General features: G+C 56.6%; 18 protein-coding genes. 17 read left to right on the top strand and 1 reads right to left on the bottom strand.

What is annotated here, in order from left to right; all coding sequences use genetic code 11:
* Positions 1 to 52 precede the first annotated feature (52 nt).
* Positions 53 to 910 carry a formate/nitrite transporter family protein gene (locus tag JQR90_RS12525; RefSeq protein ID WP_010794970.1) on the bottom strand — a complete coding sequence of 286 codons (858 nt, stop codon included), beginning with the start codon at positions 908 to 910 and terminating at the stop codon, positions 53 to 55.
* Positions 911 to 1,203: 293 nt separating this feature from the next.
* On the opposite strand from JQR90_RS12525, the gene JQR90_RS12520 reads away from it, so the two are divergent.
* The 17 genes from JQR90_RS12520 to csrA all read left to right on the top strand — a co-directional run bounded on the left by JQR90_RS12520 (position 1,204) and on the right by csrA (position 20,508).
* Positions 1,204 to 1,911: an OmpA family protein gene (locus JQR90_RS12520; protein WP_010794969.1), complete on the top strand. Its 708-nt coding sequence runs from the start codon at positions 1,204 to 1,206 to the stop codon at positions 1,909 to 1,911.
* A gap of 124 nt (positions 1,912 to 2,035) precedes the next feature.
* Positions 2,036 to 2,683 carry a pyridoxamine 5'-phosphate oxidase gene (pdxH, locus tag JQR90_RS12515; RefSeq protein ID WP_010794968.1) on the top strand — a complete coding sequence of 216 codons (648 nt, stop codon included), beginning with the start codon at positions 2,036 to 2,038 and terminating at the stop codon, positions 2,681 to 2,683.
* A 29-nt stretch (positions 2,684 to 2,712) separates the two neighbouring features.
* Positions 2,713 to 3,816, top strand: coding sequence for a sugar diacid recognition domain-containing protein (locus JQR90_RS12510; RefSeq protein ID WP_010794967.1), 1,104 nt, complete (start codon positions 2,713 to 2,715; stop codon positions 3,814 to 3,816).
* Positions 3,817 to 3,950: 134 nt separating this feature from the next.
* Complete coding sequence (locus tag JQR90_RS12505) at positions 3,951 to 5,309, top strand: GntP family permease (protein ID WP_010794966.1); 1,359 nt, start codon at positions 3,951 to 3,953, stop codon at positions 5,307 to 5,309.
* Between the two features lie 49 nt (positions 5,310 to 5,358).
* Positions 5,359 to 6,504, top strand: a complete 1,146-nt coding sequence (locus tag JQR90_RS12500) for a glycerate kinase (RefSeq protein WP_010794965.1) — start codon at positions 5,359 to 5,361, stop codon at positions 6,502 to 6,504.
* Positions 6,505 to 6,692: 188 nt separating this feature from the next.
* A complete protein-coding gene (locus tag JQR90_RS12495) occupies positions 6,693 to 7,166 on the top strand; it encodes a glycine zipper 2TM domain-containing protein (protein WP_010794964.1) in 474 nt (157 codons plus the stop codon).
* A gap of 277 nt (positions 7,167 to 7,443) precedes the next feature.
* A complete protein-coding gene (locus tag JQR90_RS12490) occupies positions 7,444 to 8,664 on the top strand; it encodes an aspartate aminotransferase family protein (RefSeq protein ID WP_010794963.1) in 1,221 nt (406 codons plus the stop codon).
* 75 nt (positions 8,665 to 8,739) lie between these two features.
* Entirely contained in the window at positions 8,740 to 9,756 is a 1,017-nt protein-coding gene (aruF, locus tag JQR90_RS12485) for an arginine/ornithine succinyltransferase subunit alpha (RefSeq protein WP_010794962.1), read from the top strand.
* Positions 9,757 to 9,850: 94 nt separating this feature from the next.
* On the top strand, positions 9,851 to 10,861 hold the full coding sequence (gene astA, locus JQR90_RS12480; RefSeq protein ID WP_010794961.1) for an arginine N-succinyltransferase: 1,011 nt from the start codon (positions 9,851 to 9,853) through the stop codon (positions 10,859 to 10,861).
* Between the two features lie 11 nt (positions 10,862 to 10,872).
* Positions 10,873 to 12,336, top strand: coding sequence for a succinylglutamate-semialdehyde dehydrogenase (gene astD, locus JQR90_RS12475; RefSeq protein WP_073449331.1), 1,464 nt, complete (start codon positions 10,873 to 10,875; stop codon positions 12,334 to 12,336).
* Complete coding sequence (astB, locus tag JQR90_RS12470; RefSeq protein ID WP_010794959.1) at positions 12,333 to 13,679, top strand: N-succinylarginine dihydrolase; 1,347 nt, start codon at positions 12,333 to 12,335, stop codon at positions 13,677 to 13,679. The genes astD and astB overlap by 4 nt, the downstream gene beginning before the upstream one ends.
* Before the next feature lie 8 nt (positions 13,680 to 13,687).
* Entirely contained in the window at positions 13,688 to 13,972 is a 285-nt protein-coding gene (locus JQR90_RS12465) for a hypothetical protein (RefSeq protein WP_010794958.1), read from the top strand.
* Positions 13,973 to 14,000: 28 nt separating this feature from the next.
* Positions 14,001 to 15,020, top strand: a complete 1,020-nt coding sequence (gene astE / locus JQR90_RS12460; RefSeq protein ID WP_010794957.1) for a succinylglutamate desuccinylase — start codon at positions 14,001 to 14,003, stop codon at positions 15,018 to 15,020.
* Between the two features lie 55 nt (positions 15,021 to 15,075).
* The gene (ltaE, locus tag JQR90_RS12455; protein WP_010794956.1) at positions 15,076 to 16,080 is read left to right on the top strand and encodes a low-specificity L-threonine aldolase; all 1,005 of its coding nucleotides are present in this window, start codon (positions 15,076 to 15,078) and stop codon (positions 16,078 to 16,080) included.
* Positions 16,081 to 16,200: 120 nt separating this feature from the next.
* Positions 16,201 to 18,825, top strand: coding sequence for an alanine--tRNA ligase (gene alaS / locus JQR90_RS12450; RefSeq protein WP_010794955.1), 2,625 nt, complete (start codon positions 16,201 to 16,203; stop codon positions 18,823 to 18,825).
* A gap of 97 nt (positions 18,826 to 18,922) precedes the next feature.
* Positions 18,923 to 20,158, top strand: coding sequence for an aspartate kinase (locus JQR90_RS12445; protein ID WP_010794954.1), 1,236 nt, complete (start codon positions 18,923 to 18,925; stop codon positions 20,156 to 20,158).
* 164 nt (positions 20,159 to 20,322) lie between these two features.
* Complete coding sequence (csrA, locus tag JQR90_RS12440) at positions 20,323 to 20,508, top strand: carbon storage regulator CsrA (protein ID WP_010794953.1); 186 nt, start codon at positions 20,323 to 20,325, stop codon at positions 20,506 to 20,508.
* Positions 20,509 to 20,540 lie beyond the last annotated feature (32 nt).

Here is a 20,540-nt window from a genome sequence, read left to right as displayed (position 1 = left end):
GATGGATTGACCGGCAGGGGTGGCCGGTCAATCCGCTATGCACTTCAACTTATCAGTCGTTCACGGCCTTGAGTGTGGGTGTTGTGGGTGCAAGATCCGCCTGGGTCTTTTGTAGCGCTGACGCCAGATCGGCCGTCGCTTGCGCAGATGCAGGGCGATAGGCCAGAAAATAGGCCAACCCTACAAAGCCGGCGCCACCCACAGCATTACCCAGGAAAACCGCTACCAGGTTGGGCAGACATTGGGCCCAGGTAGCCTGGCCTGCAAAGATAGCGGCTGGAATGATAAACATGTTGGCAACCACATGCTGAAAACCGATGGCAACAAAGGCCATGACGGGAAACCACATGCCCACGACTTTACCTACCACATCCTTGCTGGCAAACGCGATCCAGACGCCCAGACAGACGAGCCAGTTGCATCCGATACCGGAAACGAAGGCGTGAAGGAAGTCGGCGTTCATCTTTGCCTGCGCAATGGCAACGGTCTTGCCCAGGAATGCACCCTCGGTGAGACCCAGCATATGACCGAAGAAGTACGCGACAGCCAGGCTGCCGACAAAGTTGGCAAGCGTGACCCATAGCCAGTTGCGAATCACCCCCATCGTGCTGATACCGCCTGCAAAACGTGCCAGAGGAAGCAGCAGCATATTGCCCGTCAGTAACTCACCGCCTGCCAGCACGGTCATGATCAGGCCGACCGGGAAAACCGCTGCGCCAACGAAGCCTGCAAACGAGCCCCATTCGGCGGGCATGGTGCCAATAACGTGAATATCGAGAAGAAAACCAGTCGCAATGAACGCGCCGGCCATAACGCCAAGAATGAATAGGGTAGGAATGGAAAGCCGATTTTTGGCAATACCAGCCTGTATCGCCAGTGTTGCGATTTCTTTAGGTGTATTTATAGACATGAGTGTACGCAAGGGAGGACAAATTGACGCGCCCAGCGTAGTGATGGCCAATGGCAATTTCAATAGCGAGCTATCTATCGTTTGATAAGCACCGTCTATGACGTGATACCCTTGCCGCCCTCGTTCACCTGACCGTTTCGCCACCGAGTCTACTCAACCGCTTGTCGGTTGATACAAAAGGACAACGTACACCCCTTGCGAAATAATCAGTTAAAGACACAATCTAAGAAACCACTTTAACTTTGCCTGTCGGTGCCGATTCGGCGGGCTTGCGCCTGATGGGATAAAAACGCATGAAGCTGCTCAAGACTACTACTGTCGTTCTCTGCATGAGCGTTTCCGCCTGCAGTTATTTTCACAAGGAAAGCGACGTTGCCACTGCCAAGGAGCCAGTCCCCCAGGCGAAGGTAGAAACGCAAAAGACCGAAACCCAGGCGAAAGCGGACGGCGGACATTGGTGGTGGCCGTTTGGCAAGAGCGACAAGACTGTAACCGAGGCAAAGGCTCAAGCGAAAGCCCAAGAGATAACAGTCAGCAAGGACTGGCTGGATCAGCATGAAAAAACGATCCGCGAAGCCATCGCCGGTAGCAAGATGCAAATGGAGCGTAGAGAGGACGGCTTACTGCTGATCGCCAACGTTGACGACTCCTTCAACCCTGATCGTGCTGAGATGCTTCTGCCATCCATGCTCGGCCCGCTGGGCCGTACCGCCAAGCTGGTATTCAAGGATGACCAGAGCGCCGTCATTGTGCTGGGACACACGGATAGCACTGGTTCCAAGGCGGTTAATGACCAGCTCAGTCTCGGCCGCGCCAAGGCGGTAGCCTCCATCTTTCGTCTGAGCGGGCTTAATGGCAATCGTCTGGTCGTTCGTGGTCTGAGCGATACCCAGCCGCGTGCAGCAAACGACAATGCCGAAGGGCGCGCTCAGAACCGTCGTGTTGAGGTCCTTATCCAGCCACGTACAGTGGTATTGGCCTCTCTGCAAAGCAAGCGCTGAGTCAGTAAAGGCATCCGGAACCGTTTGGTTTCGGATGCCAATTCGCCATATACCTGGCATGAGTCAAGCAACCTGGCGCATGACTGGGTAAGCTGTAAGTTCCATTCCCAATCAGGAGCTTGCCATGACCCAGACGCTGGCTGACATGCGTCGTGATTACACCCGCGACGGATTGACCGAAGCGCAGGCGCCCGCCGAGCCATTTGCCTTATTTGGCCAATGGTTTGAGGATGCTGTTAAAACCGAGCAGCCCCCTGTAGAAGCCAATGCCATGGTACTGGCAACGGTTGATGCCGAGCAGCAACCCCATTGTCGTGTACTTCTACTCAAGGGTGTAGACGCCAAGGGGTTCGTGTTTTACACCAATTACGAAAGTGCCAAGGGGCAGCAGCTCGCTGGGCAGCCCAGGGCCGCCATGACCTTTTTCTGGCCCACACTTGAGCGTCAGGTGCGAATCGAGGGTGTGGTCGAGCGCGTAAGCCCTGAAGAGTCCGACGCATACTACCGTGTCCGTCCGTTGGGTAGTCGGTTGGGCGCCTGGGCTTCGCCGCAGAGCCAGGTGCTGGGCGGTCGGGAAGAGCTTGAGGCGAAAGTGGCTGAAGTGCAGGCACGCTTTGCCCATGAGGAGCCACCGCGCCCGCCACATTGGGGAGGCTATCGGCTGATTCCCGAGCGGGTCGAGTTCTGGCAGGGCCGCTCTAGCCGTTTGCATGATCGACTCGATTACCGCCGTGAAGGAGAGGGCTGGAAGCGCCAGCGTTTGGCTCCTTAAATCGTGCTCAGGTAAAGGAAGGGATTGCCGTGATTGAACTTGATTCAACCCTTGCGCAACACATTGTGGATCGCTCCATGGCAATCCTTCCCTACAACGTCAATGTGATGGATGCGCAGGGCATGATTATCGGCAGCGGTGATCCCTTGCGATTGCATACCCGTCACGAAGGCGCTCAGCTGGTGTTGGCCAACAGTCGAGTCGTCGAGATCGACGATCAGGCCGCCTCTTGCCTGCGAGGTGTGAAGCCGGGGGTCAACATGCCACTGCTTTATGCCGAGCGGTTGATCGGGGTCCTCGGTATCACGGGTACGCCCGAGGTTGTCAGGCCATATGCCGAGCTGGTCCGCATGGCGGCCGAAATGTTGGTGGAGCAGCGACAATCGCATCTGGAGCGTCATTGGCAGCGGCATCGACTGGACAGCTGGATCGGCCAATTGCTGGACCCTTCGGTAAGCCTGAACACGCTTTCTGTTGAGGCTGAGCGACAGCAGGTACCCCTGAGCTGGCCACGTCAGGTATGCCTTATCGAGCTGAATGAAGCCTCAGACTCCCGTTCGGCCAAGGCGTTGAGCGCCATGTTGTCTGCCAATCTGGAGAGTTTTTGCGCCCCCGTCGGTATGCAGGAATGGTTCTGGTGTCGTCCGCTCGGGCGGCCTCATGAAGAACAACTCTGGCTTGATCAGGCAAAGGCCAAGGGGCTGAACGTATTACGCGTTACAGCATCGGGTCCGCTGGAAAGTCTGGTTGACTTGCGAGAGGCCTGCCAATCACTGCGCTTGCTGCAAGCCTATGCCCGTGCGTGCCTGCCTGATGTGCGGCTACTCAAGCTGGATGAGCACCGGCTGACGGCACTGCTTTACAGCCAGCGGCAGAGCTGGCTTTTACAGGGGTGGCTCGATCCCTTGAAGCGGCTGTTTGCGCAGGATGAAAATGGCGTGTTACGAGAAACCTTGCAGGCGTGGTGCGAGCACCATGGGCAGGCATCTGCTTGTGCCGCGTCCTTGAATATCCATCGGAATACGTTGCGCTATCGTCTCGAGCGTATCTGTGAGCTGACTGGACTCAGCCACGATATGCTGGGGCAGTGGCTTTACCTGTCGCTGGGAATCAGTCTGCTGGAATGCGCCTGATTGTGCAGATGCACAATATATACGGTGAAGTCAGGTGCTTATCTTGTGCTTGTGTACCAAGCGGAACTCATTGAACTGATAGCACAATAAGCTCATCCACAGTTATCCGATCACAATAACAACCGGAGCCTGTCATGAGCCTCGTCCTTATTCTGGTGGCGTTGATAGCATTCATCGTCGTGACCACCACACGCTTCAAGCTTCATCCATTTCTGGCCTTGCTCCTGGCGGCTTTTCTCGCCGGTTTCGCCTATCAGGTGCCCGTCGGCGATATCACTAAGACCCTTACAACAGGTTTTGGCAGCATCCTGGGATACATCGGTATTGTCATTGTGCTGGGCACGATCATTGGTGTAATTCTGGAGCGTAGCGGCGCGGCCATAACCATGGCGGAAACCGTGATTCGTGTACTCGGCGAGCGTTTTCCCACCCTGACGTTGTCCATCATCGGTTACTTGGTTTCGATACCCGTATTCTGCGATTCCGGTTATGTGATCCTCAATTCGCTGAAAAATGCGCTGGCTGCTCGTATGAAGGTCTCCCTGATCTCCATGAGTGTAGCCCTGGCGACTGGCCTCTATGCTACGCATACCTTTGTGCCACCTACACCGGGGCCGATTGCGGCTGCGGGTAATCTAGGGCTCGATGCAAGTCTCGGACTGGTTATCGGTGTTGGCCTTATCGTGTCATTCGTAACGGCCATGGCGGGGCTGTGGTGGGCCAACCGCTTCCTGGGTAAGGACATCCCGCTGGTTGATGATGGTACGCCGATGCCTTCCCAGGAAGATTTCACAGCATTACGGGAAAGTTATGGTGTGCTTCCCAGTGCCTGGCAGGCCTTTGCCCCGATTTTTGCTCCCATTGGATTGATTTGCCTGGGGTCAATAGCTGCCTTTCCCAGCAAGCCTTTCGGAGAAGGGGCGGTGTTGACGCTGTTGGGTTTTATTGGGCAACCCGTCCCGGCGCTGCTGGTAGGCCTAGTGCTGGCCTGTTCGCTGCTCAAGAGCAATGACAAGCGCCAGGAGTTTCAGAATCATGTGGCCGAAGGCATCTTGTCAGCGGCTCCCATCTTGCTTATTACCGGCGCTGGTGGGGCGTTTGGTGCCGTGCTCAAAGTCACTCCACTGGGCGATTACCTTGGTAGCACGCTTTCCGCCTTGGGGATTGGGCTGTTTATGCCATTCGTAGTGTCCGCCGCCCTGAAAACAGCCCAGGGTTCGACTACGGTTGCGCTGGTGACAACGTCTGCCTTGGTAGCACCGCTGCTGGGGCAGCTGGGGCTCGACAGTGAGATGGGGCGTGTATTGACCGTAATGGCGATCGGCGCTGGAGCGATGACGGTTTCACATGCCAACGACAGCTTTTTCTGGGTTGTGACTCAATTCAGCCGTATGAGCGTAGCCACGGCATACCGTGCCCAGACACTCGCTACCTTGGTTCAAGGGCTTACCGGGATGACCACAGTATGGCTTTTAAGTCTTTTCCTGCTGTAACGAGCAGCCATACCCATCGACAGGCGAACCGTCAGCCGGGAGAACATTGATGAAACTCGTGATCGCACCTGATTCGTTCAAGGAAAGCCTGAGCGCACCCGAGGTTGCCCAGGCTATTGCAGAGGGTTGGAGAGCGGTTTTTCCCTCCGCCACTATCGAACTCAAACCCATGGCCGACGGAGGAGAGGGCACGGTCGAGGCCTTGCTGGCTGCAACCGGAGGAGAGCGTCGTGAGCTGACCGTGCAGGGGCCGCTGGGGCAGCCGGTATTGGCTCACTGGGGATGGCTGGGCGAGGGGACAGCCGTGATCGAGATGGCGGCTGCCAGCGGCTTGCACTGGGTGCCAAAAGCGCAGCGGGATGCCAGACGGGCCAGTAGCTACGGTACCGGTGAGTTGATCCGCGCTGCGCTGGATGCTGGAGCTCGACGAATTATCCTGGGGTTGGGTGGCAGCGCTACGAATGATGGCGGTGCGGGGTTGCTGAACGCCTTGGGAGTCAAGTTCCTGGATAAACATGGTCAACCTTTGCCGCCAGGGGGCGCTGCGTTAGCCGAACTTGCCCGTATTGAGCTGAACGGCCTGGATAAGCGTCTTGCTACCGTTCAGATCGATGTGGCTGCCGATGTCGATAACCCCTTGTGTGGCTCTCATGGTGCCTCCCATGTCTTTGGCCCTCAGAAGGGCGCAACGCCTGAGGATGTCGCTGTGCTGGATGCAGCACTTGGGCATTACGCTCAGGTTGCAGCTCAAGTACTTGGGGAAGATCACAGTTGCTTTCCAGGAGTGGGAGCGGCAGGGGGGCTGGGTTTTGCTGCTAGGGCCTTTCTTCAGGCGCATTTTCGATCGGGTGTCGAGCTGGTTGCAGAAGTTTCCGGGCTGGCAGAGGCGCTCCGGGACGCGGATCTGGTCATTACCGGAGAGGGGCAACTGGATTACCAAAGCCTGCATGGCAAGACGCCCATAGGAGTTGCCAGGGTCGCCCGTGAGGCTGATGTGCCTGTCATTGCATTGGTGGGTAGCTTGGGTGCGCACTACCAGCAGGTATATGAGGCAGGAATTGAGGCGGCATTCAGTCTGGTGCCTGGCCCTGTCACGCTGGAGCAGGCCTGTCGGACCGCCGCACAGGAGCTGCGCGCGCGCGCAACCGACCTTGCTCGTGTCTGGCGTCTGGCCCGGCAATCACGCGAGGGTTGAACAGGATGAGTCGTCCTATTTCAGGTAAAGCAAGCGAAGCGGATGAACGAAAGCTGTCTGGATCAAAAGATTCAACCGTTTGCCTTGAGGCCATATGAGAGGATGATAAAAGCTGAACATTCCTGTAAGGCGGAGGGTCCACCATAGGGTTCCGCCGAGAACAGCCCTGTAGGAACTGGAGTTGAATGATGAACAAGACCACTCAAATTATTACTGCACTGACCGCCTCCGCGCTGCTGGCCGGGTGCGTATCCAGCCAGACCGGTGACGTGTACTCACGCGATGAGGCTCGTCAGGTTCAGACCGTACGCATGGGGACCATCACAGCCTTGCGCCCCGTTAAGATTGAAGGAACCAAGACCCCCATCGGCGCAGGTGCCGGTGCGGCGGTAGGTGGTATCGCCGGCAGTGGCGTAGGTGGCGGTCGGGGTAGCTATGTCGCCGCTATCGTGGGCGCCGTAGCGGGTGGCCTGCTTGGTGCCGCCACTGAAGAAGGTTTTACTCGCGCCAACGGTGTAGAGGTGACGGTACGTGAAGACGACGGCAGTACACGTGCCTATGTACAGGAAGTCAGCAAGGGAGAGGTATTCCGGGTAGGCGAGCGCGTACGCATCGTGACGGTAAACGGCACCAGCCGTGTAGCACCTAATTCTGCCCAGTAAGATCCAGTGGCCGCAGAAAGCGTTTCTGCGGCCACTATTTCAGCGTTTCACTCATTGTTGCCTAGCTGTGCATTAAAGATGAGCATCTACTGATGCTTCCCGCATCTCTCCGTACACCCTAGACTGCGTATTGCCGATGTTTTCTGTCGCATATCTGTAAGCCGCTCCGCTGGCTGGTTGTGCGCTGTAAATAGTTGTCGCATAGCGGCAATGCCCGGCGTGATCTACTCCCTACAATCCTTCCATCGCTAGCTCACAACAGGCAGGAGAATTTTCGATGTCTGCTCCGCAGTTCTCGGTGCAACGCACCGACTTCGACCAGATCATGGTGCCCAACTATGCGCCCGCCGCATTCATTCCCGTCCGAGGCGAAGGTTCACGCATCTGGGACCAGGCCGGGCGTGAGCTGATCGACTTCTCTGGCGGCATTGCGGTTAACGCACTGGGGCACGGTCATCCCGCCCTGATGCAGGCCTTAATGGAGCAGGCTAACAAGCTCTGGCATGTATCCAACATTTACACCAACGAGCCTGCATTACGCATGGCTCGCAAGCTGGTTGACGCTACCTTTGCCGACCGGGTGTTTTTTGCCAACTCCGGCGCAGAAGCCAACGAGGCTGCGTTCAAGCTGGCCCGTCGTTATGGGCATGACGTCAGTGGCGGAAGCCGTTATGAAATCATTGCTGCAACCAACAGCTTTCATGGCCGCACACTGTTCACGGTAAGCGTGGGCGGGCAGCCCAAGTATTCGGAAGGATTTGGTCCAAAGATCGAAGGTATCACCCATGTGCCTTATAACGATCTGGACGCACTCAAGGCGGCCATCTCCGAAAAGACCTGTGCGGTCGTGCTCGAGCCCATCCAGGGCGAGGGTGGAGTACTGCCGTGTGACCAGGCGTATCTGCAAGGCGCACGTGACCTGTGCGACCAATATGGCGCACTGCTTGTATTCGATGAGGTGCAGAGTGGGGTAGGCCGTACCGGCCACCTTTATGCCTACATGCACTACGGCATCACACCTGATGTACTGACTACAGCCAAGAGCATTGGTGGCGGTTTCCCGTTGGCGGCAATGCTGACAACTGACAAGCTGGCGGCACATCTTTCGGTAGGCACTCACGGCAGCACCTACGGTGGTAACCCTCTCGGCTGTGCTATCGGTTCCGCCCTGCTGGACGTAGTCAACACGCCTGAGGTTTTAGAGGGTGTGAAGACTCGCCATAACCGTTTCCGTACCGCGCTTGAGGCCATGGGCAGCAAGTACGGCATCTTTTCCGGTGTTCGCGGGATGGGCCTGCTGATTGGCGCTCCGCTGAGCGAGCCCTGGAAAGGTCGGGCGAAGGAAGTGCTGACGGCAGCCAACGAGGAGTCGCTGATGGTGCTTCAGGCCGGTCCGGATGTCATCCGCTTTGCTCCCAGTCTGGTCATCAGCGAGGCTGACATTGATGAAGGCCTGGCGCGACTAGAGCGCGCTGTGGCCCGCATTACCCAGGCTTGAGCCTGAACGTGGCGCAGGGAGGCGCCACGGTATTCAAGAGCGATTTCAATTAGAAAAATTAGAAGGAGTGACTTCATGCTGGTGATGCGACCTGCTCGGGCAGCTGATTTGCCCCATGTGCAGCATCTGGCCGCGGACAGTCCGGTAGGTGTCACCTCTTTGCCGGATGACATCGAGCGGCTCAAGGAAAAGATCCGGGTTTCAGAAGCCTCTTTTGCCGCCGAAGTAAGCTTCAATGGCGAGGAAAGTTATTTCTTCGTTCTGGAGGATTCAGACACGGGGCGTCTGGTTGGCTGTTCAGCCATCATTGCCACGGCTGGCTTTTCCGAACCGTTTTACAGCTTTCGCAACGAGACCTTTATCCATGCCTCGCGTGAGCTCAAGATTCACAATAAGACGCATGTGCTTTCACTCTGCCACGACCTGACGGGCAACAGTGTGCTGAGCAGCTTCTACATCGATCGTGATTTTCTGGATACCCCTATAGCCGAGCTCAATTCTCGGGGTCGATTGATGTTCATGGCTGGCCATCCCGAGCGATTTGCCGAGTCTGTCGTGGTCGAAATCGTAGGCATGAGTGACGAGCAGGGCGATTCGCCGTTCTGGGACTCAGTAGGCCGTCACTTCTTTGATGTGAGCTATGCCGAAGCGGAGCGCATCTGCGGTGCCAAGAGTCGCACTTTTTTGGCCGAGCTGATGCCGATCTATCCGATCTATGTGCCGTTGTTGACAGATGCCGCCCAAGAGGCCATTGGCCAGGTTCATCCACGTGCGCAGATCACTTTCGATATCCTGACCCGCGAAGGCTTCGAAACTGACAATTACGTCGATATTTTCGATGGCGGTCCGACGTTGCATGCGCGTACCAACAACATCCGTTCGATGGCAGGGAGTCATGTGGTCGCGGTGGAGGTGCAGGATGCGGTCGACGGCAACCGTGCCTATCTGATCAGCAATGATCTGCTACAGGACTTCCGTGCCATTGTTCACGAGCTCGATTGGGAGCCAGGAGCGCCGGCAGTTCTGTCGAGTGCCGCCGCCGCCGCGCTCAACGTCAAGGCTGGCGATACCGTACGGCTCGTCGCTGTTTAACCATGATACGTGCTGTCGTCATGAGAGTAGTGCGTGCCCAGGGCACGTCAGACGCAGGCGCGGCGAAGCGCCGGCCTGGGTCATCGGAGGGAATATGATCATTCGTCCTGTCACCCGCGCGGATCTGCCCGCGCTAATCGAGCTTGCGCGCACTACAGGCGCCGGGCTTACCACTTTGCCTGCCAGTGAAGAGCGTCTGGCTCATCGGGTGGAATGGGCTGAAAAAACCTTCCGCGGCGACGTCGAGCGTGCCGATGCGGATTATCTCTTCGTACTCGAGCAGGACGATGGCACCGTTATCGGTATTTCCGGTATTGCCGGCGCCGTAGGTCTACGTGAGCCCTGGTACAACTACCGGGTGGGGCTGACAGTCAGTGCCTCTCGCGAACTCAATATCCACCAGCAGATTCCCACGCTGTTCATGGCCAATGACCTGACCGGTAATTCGGAGCTCTGCTCGTTATTTCTGCACGCAGGCCATCGTAACGGATTGAACGGCCGTCTGTTGTCCAAGGCGCGCTTTCTGTTCATTGCCGAGTTCCGCTCGTTGTTCTCAGATAAGCTGATCGCAGAAATGCGTGGGGTGTCGGACAGCCGAGGACTTTCGCCTTTCTGGGAAAACCTGGGGCGTAACTTCTTCAAGATGGAGTTTTCTCAAGCGGATTACCTGACCGGTGTGGGCAATAAGTCATTCATTGCCGAACTCATGCCCAAGTTTCCGCTTTACACGTGTTTCCTTTCAGAGCAAGCACGGGCTGTCATTGGTCGCGTCCATCCTGATACCGAGCCTGCACTTCGCATGCTCAATGCAGAAGGGTTTGCCTACCAAGGATATGTGGACATCTTCGACGCGGGCCCGGCAATTGAATGCGAAACCGACAAGGTTCGTGCCATTCGGGATAGCCAGATACTCGTTTTGTCCATCGGCACGCCGGGCGAAGATGCCCAGCCCTATGTAATTCACAACCGTAAGCGAGAAGGCTGCCGGATTACCGCTGCACCTGCACGGGTAGCCTCTGGAACACTGGTGGTTGACCCTGTTACGGCGAGAAGGCTGCAGCTGTCTGCTGGCGCTCAGGTCCGCGCAGTGTCAGTAGCGCCCTAGGAGAAAACGACATGAGTACGCATTACATTGGCGGTCAATGGCTGGCTGGCGAAGGCGCCGAATTCACTTCGCTCAACCCTGTCGGGCAAACCGTGATCTGGCGTGGAAACGAAGCCTCTGACAAGCAGGTATCGGACGCTATAGCCGCTGCTCGCGCCGCTTTTCCTGCATGGGCTCGCAAGCCGCTGGACGAGCGTATCAAGGTGCTCGAAGCCTTTGCAGCAACACTCAGGACGCGTAGCCAGGAACTGGCCAATACCATTGGTGTGGAAACCGGCAAGCCTCTTTGGGAAGCTGCGACAGAAGTCACCAGTATGATAAACAAGGTGGCCATCTCGGTTCAGGCCTACCATGAGCGCACGGGTGAAAAGGCGGGCGTCTTGGGCGAGGCTAGAACGCGGCTACGACACAAGCCCCATGGTGTTGTTGCGGTATTTGGTCCTTATAACTTCCCAGGCCACTTACCCAACGGGCATATCGTGCCGGCTTTGCTGGCAGGAAATACTGTTGTTTTCAAGCCCAGTGAGATGACGCCTGCTGTCGCTGAGCTGACGGTCAAGTGCTGGATCGAGGCGGGGTTACCGGAAGGTGTACTCAACCTGGTGCAAGGGGCTCGCGCTACTGGTGTCGCCTTGGCTGCGCAGCCTGACCTCGATGGGCTGTTCTTTACGGGGTCAAGCCGGACGGGCGCCTTGCTCCATCAACAGTTTGCCGGTGCCCCCCACAAGATCCTGGCGCTTGAAATGGGAGGGAATAATCCGCTGGTGGTCGACACGGTCGATCAGATCGATGCAGCGGTCTACACGATTGTACAGTCTGCCTTCATTTCAGCCGGGCAACGCTGCACCTGTGCACGCCGTCTGTTAGTACCGAATACGGAGCAGGGCGATATCATCCTGGAGCGTCTGGTACAGGCAGCGGCCAGGTTGCAGGTAGGGCGGTTTGATGAGGAGCCGGCTCCTTTCCTGGGGGCTGTGATCTCTCTGGACGCTGCCCGCCAGCTACTTGAAGCGCAAGAGCGTTTCCTGGCCAAGGGTGCAGTGCCACTGCTGACCATGACTCAGCCTCATGCTGAGAGCGCTTTGCTCACGCCTGGCATTCTGGATGTGACCAGCGTTGCCGATCGCCCTGACGAGGAGTTCTTCGGGCCGTTGCTGCAAGTCATTCGCTATGAGAGCTTCGACGAAGCTGTACGCGAGGCTAACACTACCCGCTTTGGCCTGGCGGCAGGCTTGCTCTCGTCATCCAGCGCGAGGTACGAACAATTCCTGATCGAGTCGCGCGCGGGCATTGTCAATTGGAACAGGCCTTTGACAGGCGCTGCCAGCAGTGCTCCCTTTGGCGGTATAGGCGCTTCCGGCAATCATCGTCCCAGCGCTTATTATGCGGCGGACTACTGCGCTTATCCGGTCGCCTCGCTGGAAGCCGACACGCTTGATTTACCGGCAACACTGTTGCCTGGAGTCCATCTATGAACGCTTATGAAGTCAATTTTGACGGATTGGTCGGCCCGACCCATAACTATGGTGGGCTTTCCTATGGAAACGTAGCCTCTCAAAGCAATGGGCAGCTCACTTCGAATCCTCGCGAAGCCGCTCGCCAGGGGCTGGCCAAAATGAAAGCGTTGATGGAGCTCGGCTTCAAACAGGGCGTATTCGCGCCTCAGGAGCGTCCCCACGTTGCTGCGTTGCGCCAGCTGGGCTTCACCGGGACAGATGCTCAGGTCATAGAACGCGCCGCCAGGGAAGCCTTGCCGCTGCTTGCCTCGGTCAGCTCTGCTTCTTCAATGTGGACGGCCAATGCCGCTACCATCAGTCCTAGCGCAGATACGGCGGATGGACGGGTGCACTTCACGGCAGCCAACCTGAACAGTAAGTTTCATCGTAGCATCGAGCATCCTACGACCAGTCGTGTACTGGCGGCCATGTTTCGTGATGAAACGCATTTTGCGCATCATCCGGCCTTGCCTGCCGTAAACCAGTTTGGTGATGAAGGGGCTGCCAACCACACACGTTTCTGCCGCGACTATGACGAGGCTGGCGTAGAGTTCTTCGTGTTTGGTCGGAGTGCTTTCGACAACCGCTACCCGGCGCCGCAGCGTTATCCGGCGCGTCAAACCCTGGAAGCCTCCCAGGCCATAGCGCGGCTGCATGGACTGACGGAAGAGGGTGTGGTCTATGCTCAGCAGAATCCTGAAGTCATCGACCAGGGGGTCTTCCACAATGACGTGATCGCGGTGGGCAATGCTGAAGTATTGTTCTATCACGAGGATGCTTTCCTCGAAAGCGATCGCGTGCTCAAGGAGTTGACCGACAAGCTGGCTCGACGTGGCGGAACGCTGCGCGCCGTATGCGTACCCCGTAGTCAGGTAAGCGTCAATGACGCGGTACGGTCTTACCTGTTCAATAGCCAATTGCTGCTCAAGCCGGATGGCCAGACATTACTGATCGTGCCTGAAGAGTGCCGCCAGAATGCTCAGGTGTGGACATATCTGGATCAGCTCGTCAAAAGTGATGGGCCTATCCGCGAAGTCAAGGTATTCGACCTCAAACAGAGCATGCAGAACGGTGGGGGGCCAGCCTGTCTACGGCTACGTGTAGCGCTGAAGCAGACAGAGCTTGAAGCCGTCAATCCTGGTATGCTGATGACGTCCGAGCTCTATACACGACTGGTAACCTGGGTAGATACTCACTACCGGGATCGCCTTAACGTATCTGATCTGGCTGATCCGCAGCTACTACTTGAGTGCCGAACAGCCCTGGATGAGCTTACACAAATCTTGAAGCTGGGTTCGGTTTATCCATTCCAGATCGATTGAGTACAGACATGATCGAAAGCTTGTCCCTTATTCTCGAAGACACCCAAGGCGAGCGCCGCGAAGCGCGAGCTGCCCGCGTTGCTGTTCAAATCAATGGCCGTGACCTCTGGCTGGAGCCAGACGGACAGGGTGGGCTTACGATCTATGCCGAGTCCTTTGAAGATGAGGCTGAGACCCCGGTACTGGGGTTACGCCCGCAGGCAGTGAACCAGTTTGGACTGGCGCTCAGTCTGGAGCCGGTCGAAGAGGACCATGAGCATGGTCCAGATTGTGGTTGTGGGCATGATCACTGACTAACACTACTTGCCAGCCAGGATCATCATGACGGAACAGTACGGTCTTTCTCTGGGCAAACTGCTTGAACTCACACTGGCTGGCCGAGAGCCAGCCGAAAAAATCCAGGTCACCTCCAGCGGTATTCGCTTGCAATGGTTGAGTGAGGGTGCCTTGCTCGTCAAGCCGGCCAACGGAACGGATGCAGGGATCGACCTCCTGCTTTCAGCCGGTATCCACGGCAACGAGACAGCACCTATTGAAATGCTGGATCGGCTGCTCAAACGCATTGCGAGAGGTGAGATAAAGCCTCGTGTTCGCATTCTCTTTCTTCTGGGCAATCCCGAAGCCATGCGGCGCAATGTTCGCTTTGTCGAACAGGATATGAATCGCCTGTTCAACGGTAAGCATGTGCTGACGTCAGGATTCGAAGCTCAGCGGGCCGATCAGCTGGAGCGCTTGGTCGCACACTTTTTCAGCGAGCCGGACAGGGCTCGACTGCATTACGATCTGCATACGGCGATCCGTGGTTCGGCCATTGAGCGGTTTGCGCTGTATCCCTGGAGCGAGGGGCGAGAGCACTCGCAGGCTGAGATGGCCAGGCTCGAAGCCGCCGGTATTGACGCTGTGCTATTGCAGAGCAAGCCTGGTATCACCTTCAGCGCCTACAGCTACGCGGCCCATCAGGCTGAAGCCTTTACGCTTGAGTTGGGAAAGGCTCGTCCATTCGGTCAGAATGCCGGAGTCGATGTCAGTCAGCTCGAGTCCCGACTCAAGGCTATCATTGAGCAGTGCGAGCCCGAGTTGCCGCAAACACTGGAGCGGCTCAAGGTGTTTCACGTCTCGCGAGAAATCATCAAGCAGAGTGAAGCGTTTCGCCTGCATCTGGCTGACGATGTCGCGAATTTCAGTCCACTGCCCGAAGGCTATCTGCTTGCAGAGGATGGTTCTCAAAAGTGGATAGTCACTGAAACGGACGCCAGGATCATCTTTCCAAATCCCAACGTAAGGCCCGGTCTGCGCGCAGGGATTTTGATCGTTCCAACCAAAGCTTTAGACAATTCGTGATTTTCGAGGCGGCTTTGCATTAGCATCGGGATTTTCTCTTTCCGGAGCTGTTTGCATGAGCCTCATCGATTTGAGAAGTGATACCGTCACCCAGCCTACGCCAGCGATGCGCGACATCATGGCGAAGGCTGAGGTGGGGGACGACGTCTACGGTGAGGACCCTACCGTTCTCAAGTTGCAGCATTATCTGGCAGATGAGCTGGGTTTCGAGGCTGGTTTGTTTGTGCCGAGTGGGACCATGAGCAACCTGCTGGGGCTGATGGGGCACTGCGAGCGAGGTGATGAATACCTAGTAGGGCAGCTGGCGCATACCTACAAATATGAAGGCGGTGGGGCCGCTGTTCTGGGCTCGATCCAGCCACAGCCAGTCGAGATGGAGGCTGACGGAAGCCTGGATCTGGATCGCGTAGCGTCCTACATCAAGCCCAGGGATTTTCATTTTGCACGTACCCGCCTTCTGGCGCTGGAAAACACCATGCATGGCAAGGTGCTTCCCCTGAGCTATCTTGCGGATGCACGCCGCTTTACCCACGAGCATGAATTGGCACTCCATCTGGATGGCGCCCGTCTCTACAATGCGGTCGTCAAGCTGGGCGTTCCACCAAAAGACATTACACGTCACTTCGACTCTGTATCGGTGTGCCTCTCAAAAGGTCTTGGCGCGCCAGTAGGATCGGTTCTGTGTGGCAGCCAGGGATTGATCGATAAGGCCATTCGCTGGCGTAAGGTCGTTGGCGGCGGCATGCGCCAGGCGGGCGTCCTGGCGGCAGCAGGACTTTACGCGCTTCAGCACAACGTGACCCGACTGGCAGAAGACCATGCCAACGCAGCACGCCTCGCTGAAGGACTTGAAAAGCTGGGCTACACTGTCGAGCCGGTGCAGACCAATATGGTTTACCTTGCCGCGGGCGACAAGGCTCCCAAACTCGCTTCTTTTCTGCGAGAAAGAGGCATTGTAGTCAGCCCGGCCGCACGGTTAAGGTTGGTGACGCATCTGGATGTATCCAGCGCAAACATTGAAACCGTGCTGGAGGCATTCGCCGCCTATCGCAAGGCCTGAATCCACTTGAATCAAATAGGCAACGCCTATATCGCAAATTGACGACAGCCGGCGCTCCGTCCCGATATACTGCAAGACTTTGCTGGCGCGCTGTAGCCCTGTATCTGTCTGGAAGAATTTATGAAAAGCGCAGAAATCCGTGAAGCCTTCCTCCGCTTCTTTGAAGAGAAGGGGCACACTCGAGTGGCCTCAAGTTCGCTGATCCCCGCGAACGACCCAACCCTGCTGTTCACCAATGCAGGCATGAACCAGTTCAAGGATTGTTTCCTCGGCCTTGAAAAGCGCACCTATACCCGTGCGACCAGCAGTCAGAAATGCGTACGTGCCGGCGGTAAACATAACGACCTGGAAAACGTCGGCTATACAGCACGTCACCACACCTTTTTCGAGATGCTGGGTAACTTCAGCTTTGGCGACTATTTCAAGCGTGACGCCATCAGTTATGCGTGGGAATTCCTGACCTCACCCAAGTGGCTGGGTCTGCCGCAGGAAAAGCTCTGGGTTACCGTCTATGCCACCGATGATGAAGCCTACGACATTTGGACCAAGGACGTTGGCGTGCCTGCCGAGCGCATGGTTCGTATCGGTGATAACAAGGGCGCTCCCTACGCCTCGGATAATTTCTGGGCAATGGGCGATACAGGTCCCTGCGGCCCTTGCACAGAAATCTTCTTCGACCATGGTGAAGGCATCTGGGGCGGTCCACCCGGCTCGCCAGAAGAAGACGGTGATCGTTATATCGAGATCTGGAACAACGTATTCATGCAGTTCAACCGTACGGCTGACGGGGTTCTTCACCCGTTACCGGCGCCCAGTGTGGATACGGGGATGGGGCTTGAGCGTATCAGTGCCGTTCTGCAGCACGTTCACTCCAACTACGAAATTGATCTGTTCAAGAATCTTTTGGCGGCTTCTGCACAGGCAATCGGCTGCGCCAATGATGACGCGCCTTCGCTCAAGGTTGTAGCCGACCACATTCGCTCCTGCGGCTTCCTGATTGCCGATGGTGTACTGCCTTCCAACGAAGGTCGCGGCTATGTACTACGTCGTATCGTCCGTCGTGCCTGCCGTCACGGTAATAAGCTCGGCGCCAAGGGTACGTTCTTTCACAAGATCGTGGCGGCCCTGGTGGCTGAAATGGGCCAGGCATTCCCTGAGCTAAAGGATCAGCAGGCACATATCGAGCGCGTTCTACGTACCGAGGAAGAGCAATTTGCCAAAACCTTGGAGCAGGGCCTCAAGATTCTGGAGCAGGATCTGGCTGGCCTTGAAGGCGATGTGATCCCGGGTGATGTGGTGTTCAAGCTGTATGACACCTACGGCTTCCCCGTTGATTTAACAAACGACATCGCACGTGAGCGCAACCTGACCCTGGATGAGGAAGGGTTTGAACGTGAAATGGAAGCTCAGCGTGAGCGGGCCCGCTCGGCCAGCTCGTTTGGTGTGGACTATAACAGTCTGGTCAAAGTCGAGGGCGAGACGCTCTTCACGGGTTATGACAGTCACGCCGGTAATGGCAAGATCGTTGCGCTGTTCAAGGCGGGCAGCCCGGTGCCTCAACTGGTTGAAGGTGACGAAGGTGTCGTGGTGCTTGATCAGACACCTTTCTATGCCGAGTCGGGCGGTCAGGTGGGTGACAGCGGTTATCTGTTCGCTGACGGCCAGCGTTTCGATGTGCGTGACACTACCAAGGCAGGCGGTGCGTTCCTGCATCATGGCCTGGTTGCCGCTGGTACGCTCAAGGTAGGCGAGACGCTGGAAACACAAGTCGACGCCTCTGTGCGCCAGGCTACGGCACTTAACCACTCGGCGACGCACCTCCTGCATGCCGCACTGCGTCAGGTGCTGGGCGATCACGTCCAGCAAAAGGGCTCCCTGGTTGATAGTCAGCGTCTGCGGTTCGACTTTAGTCACTTCGAAGCCATCAAACCTGAACAGCTCAAGGAGCTGGAGGAAATCGTCAATACCGAGGTTCGCCGGAACACGACGGTTCAAATCGAGCTAATGGACATCGAAAGCGCCAAGCGCAAAGGTGCCATGGCGCTGTTCGGTGAGAAGTATGGCGATACCGTGCGCGTACTGACTATGGGTGACGGCTTCTCCATTGAACTCTGTGGCGGCACTCACGTTGCCCGCACCGGTGATATTGGTGTGTTCAAGATCATCAGTGAAGGCGGTGTGGCATCAGGTGTACGCCGTATCGAGGCGGTAACTGGTGCTGGTGCGCTGGCGTACCTGAACAAGGCGGAAGAGCAGCTCAAGGAAGCGGCAGGCCTGCTCAAAGGCAGTCGTGAAAATGTTCTCGATAAGCTCTCCGGTGTGCTTGAACGTAACCGTCAACTAGAAAAGGAACTTGAGCAGCTCAAGGCCAAGGCCGCCAGCGCAGCTGGTAATGACCTGGCGGGATCTGCCGTCGAGGTCAAGGGCGTTAAGGTGCTGGCTGCTCGCCTTGATGGGCTGGATAGCAAGGCGCTGATGGCCATGGTCGATCAGCTCAAGAACAAGCTGGGCTCTGCCGTGATTCTGCTGGGTGGCGAGCAAGACGGTAAGGTCGTGCTGGTCGCGGGCGTGACCCAGGATCTGACCGGTCGACTGAAAGCGGGCGATCTGATGAGGCAGGCTGCTGCGCATGTAGGCGGGAAGGGTGGTGGTCGCCCTGATATGGCTCAGGGTGGCGGTACCGATCCGGCTGCGCTGGAAGGCGCACTTGAGTTGGCCCGCAGCTTTGCCGAAGCGGGATTGTGATTGAATAAGCGATGGGGCTCGCATCGCGCTCTGTGAGCCCTTGGCAGGTGTATACCTGAATTGTTAAATGAGCGCCCTCGCGTTAGGCAGCAATCAAATGGCATTGATCGTACAGAAGTTCGGCGGCACCTCGGTGGGTACTGTCGAGCGCATCGAACAGGTGGCCGAAAAGGTCAAGAAGTTTCGCGAAGCCGGTGACGATATCGTAGTAGTGGTTTCTGCCATGAGTGGCGAGACCAATCGTCTGATCGACCTGGCTAAGCAAATCATGCCGCAGCCAAACCCGCGCGAGTTGGATGTAATGGTGTCAACAGGTGAGCAGGTGACCATCGCCATGCTTGCCATGGCATTGACCAAGCGGGGTGTTCCGGCCGTGTCCTTCACCGGTGGACAAGTCCGGATCCTGACCGATAGCGCTTTTACCAAGGCGCGTATCGTCAGCATTGACGAACATCGTATCCGTGCCGAACTCAAGGCAGGGCGAGTCGTGGTTGTGGCAGGTTTCCAAGGCGTGGATGAGCAGGGCAATATCACTACCTTGGGCCGGGGCGGCTCTGACACCACGGGTGTCGCGCTTGCAGCTGCGCTCAAAGCAGATGAATGCCAGATCTATACCGATGTGGACGGTGTGTATACTACTGATCCGCGCGTAGTGCCTCATGCACGTCGTCTTGAAAAGATCACCTTCGAGGAGATGCTGGAAATGGCTAGTCTCGGCTCGAAGGTTCTGCAGATTCGCTCGGTTGAGTTTGCAGGCAAATACAACGTGCCTCTGCGCGTACTTCATAGTTTTAAAGAGGGTCCAGGCACCCTAATTACTCTTGATGACGAGGAATCCATGGAACAGCCGATCATCTCCGGCATCGCCTTTAATCGTGACGAAGCCAAGCTGACCATCCGCGGTGTTCCAGACACCCCGGGCGTTGCATTCAAGATCCTGGGTCCCATCAGTGCGGCCAATATTGAGGTCGACATGATCGTGCAGAATGTTTCGCACGATAACACCACGGACTTCACGTTTACGGTACACCGTAACGACTACCAGAATGCGCTTGAAATCCTAAAGCAGACGGCAGCGACCATCGGCGCACGTGAGGCAACCGGTGATACCAAGATCGCCAAGGTATCAATCGTTGGGGTGGGTATGCGTTCTCATGCCGGGGTAGCGAGTCAAATGTTCGAAGCGCTGGCTAAAGAAAGTATCAATATACAAATGATTTCGACGTCTGAGATCAAGGTGTCGGTCGTTATCGAAGAGAAATACCTGGAATTGGCTGTGCGTGCCCTTCACACGGCTTTCGAACTCGATGCGCCTGCTCGGGTAAGCGAATAGCCAATCTCTCTGGAGGGCGTTTTTGGATGCCTTCCATCGATTTGATCATGCCGCCGGAACTTTCTTTCTGGCGGTATTGGTCAATAGATCAGTAAGGATCGCGGGTTCCCGGAATTGATCCTGATTTTTTGCAGACTGTGGTCCTGAACGAAAGGAGAAAAGGAATGCTTATTCTAACTCGACGGGTTGGAGAAACCCTTATGGTAGGTGATGAAGTGACCGTAACGGTCTTGGGAGTTAAGGGAAATCAGGTGCGCATTGGGGTGAATGCTCCTAAAGAAGTGGCGGTTCACCGTGAGGAAATCTACCAGCGAATTCAAAAGGAAAAGGACCAAGAACCTAACATCTGATTTTTATTTAACTTTTTGCTTGCATACGGGAA

It is taken from the genome of Pseudomonas sp. JZ114 (assembly GCF_051027705.1).
Lineage (GTDB): Bacteria > Pseudomonadota > Gammaproteobacteria > Pseudomonadales > Pseudomonadaceae > Chryseomonas > Chryseomonas luteola.
The sequence above is the reverse complement of the archived record's forward strand: the minus strand, read 5'-3'. Positions and strand labels throughout refer to the sequence as shown.

What these genes read in the sequence shown, in the direction of transcription:
- JQR90_RS12525 (WP_010794970.1), bottom strand. Translation starts at nt 910, where the DNA reads ATGTCTATAAATACACCTAAAGAAATCGCAACACTGGCGATACAGGCT.
- JQR90_RS12520 (WP_010794969.1), top strand. Translation starts at nt 1,204, where the DNA reads ATGAAGCTGCTCAAGACTACTACTGTCGTTCTCTGCATGAGCGTTTCC.
- pdxH (WP_010794968.1), top strand. Translation starts at nt 2,036, where the DNA reads ATGACCCAGACGCTGGCTGACATGCGTCGTGATTACACCCGCGACGGA.
- JQR90_RS12505 (WP_010794966.1), top strand. Translation starts at nt 3,951, where the DNA reads ATGAGCCTCGTCCTTATTCTGGTGGCGTTGATAGCATTCATCGTCGTG.
- JQR90_RS12500 (WP_010794965.1), top strand. Translation starts at nt 5,359, where the DNA reads ATGAAACTCGTGATCGCACCTGATTCGTTCAAGGAAAGCCTGAGCGCA.
- JQR90_RS12495 (WP_010794964.1), top strand. Translation starts at nt 6,693, where the DNA reads ATGAACAAGACCACTCAAATTATTACTGCACTGACCGCCTCCGCGCTG.
- JQR90_RS12490 (WP_010794963.1), top strand. Translation starts at nt 7,444, where the DNA reads ATGTCTGCTCCGCAGTTCTCGGTGCAACGCACCGACTTCGACCAGATC.
- aruF (WP_010794962.1), top strand. Translation starts at nt 8,740, where the DNA reads ATGCTGGTGATGCGACCTGCTCGGGCAGCTGATTTGCCCCATGTGCAG.
- astA (WP_010794961.1), top strand. Translation starts at nt 9,851, where the DNA reads ATGATCATTCGTCCTGTCACCCGCGCGGATCTGCCCGCGCTAATCGAG.
- astD (WP_073449331.1), top strand. Translation starts at nt 10,873, where the DNA reads ATGAGTACGCATTACATTGGCGGTCAATGGCTGGCTGGCGAAGGCGCC.
- astB (WP_010794959.1), top strand. Translation starts at nt 12,333, where the DNA reads ATGAACGCTTATGAAGTCAATTTTGACGGATTGGTCGGCCCGACCCAT.
- JQR90_RS12465 (WP_010794958.1), top strand. Translation starts at nt 13,688, where the DNA reads ATGATCGAAAGCTTGTCCCTTATTCTCGAAGACACCCAAGGCGAGCGC.
- astE (WP_010794957.1), top strand. Translation starts at nt 14,001, where the DNA reads ATGACGGAACAGTACGGTCTTTCTCTGGGCAAACTGCTTGAACTCACA.
- ltaE (WP_010794956.1), top strand. Translation starts at nt 15,076, where the DNA reads ATGAGCCTCATCGATTTGAGAAGTGATACCGTCACCCAGCCTACGCCA.
- alaS (WP_010794955.1), top strand. Translation starts at nt 16,201, where the DNA reads ATGAAAAGCGCAGAAATCCGTGAAGCCTTCCTCCGCTTCTTTGAAGAG.
- JQR90_RS12445 (WP_010794954.1), top strand. Translation starts at nt 18,923, where the DNA reads ATGGCATTGATCGTACAGAAGTTCGGCGGCACCTCGGTGGGTACTGTC.
- csrA (WP_010794953.1), top strand. Translation starts at nt 20,323, where the DNA reads ATGCTTATTCTAACTCGACGGGTTGGAGAAACCCTTATGGTAGGTGAT.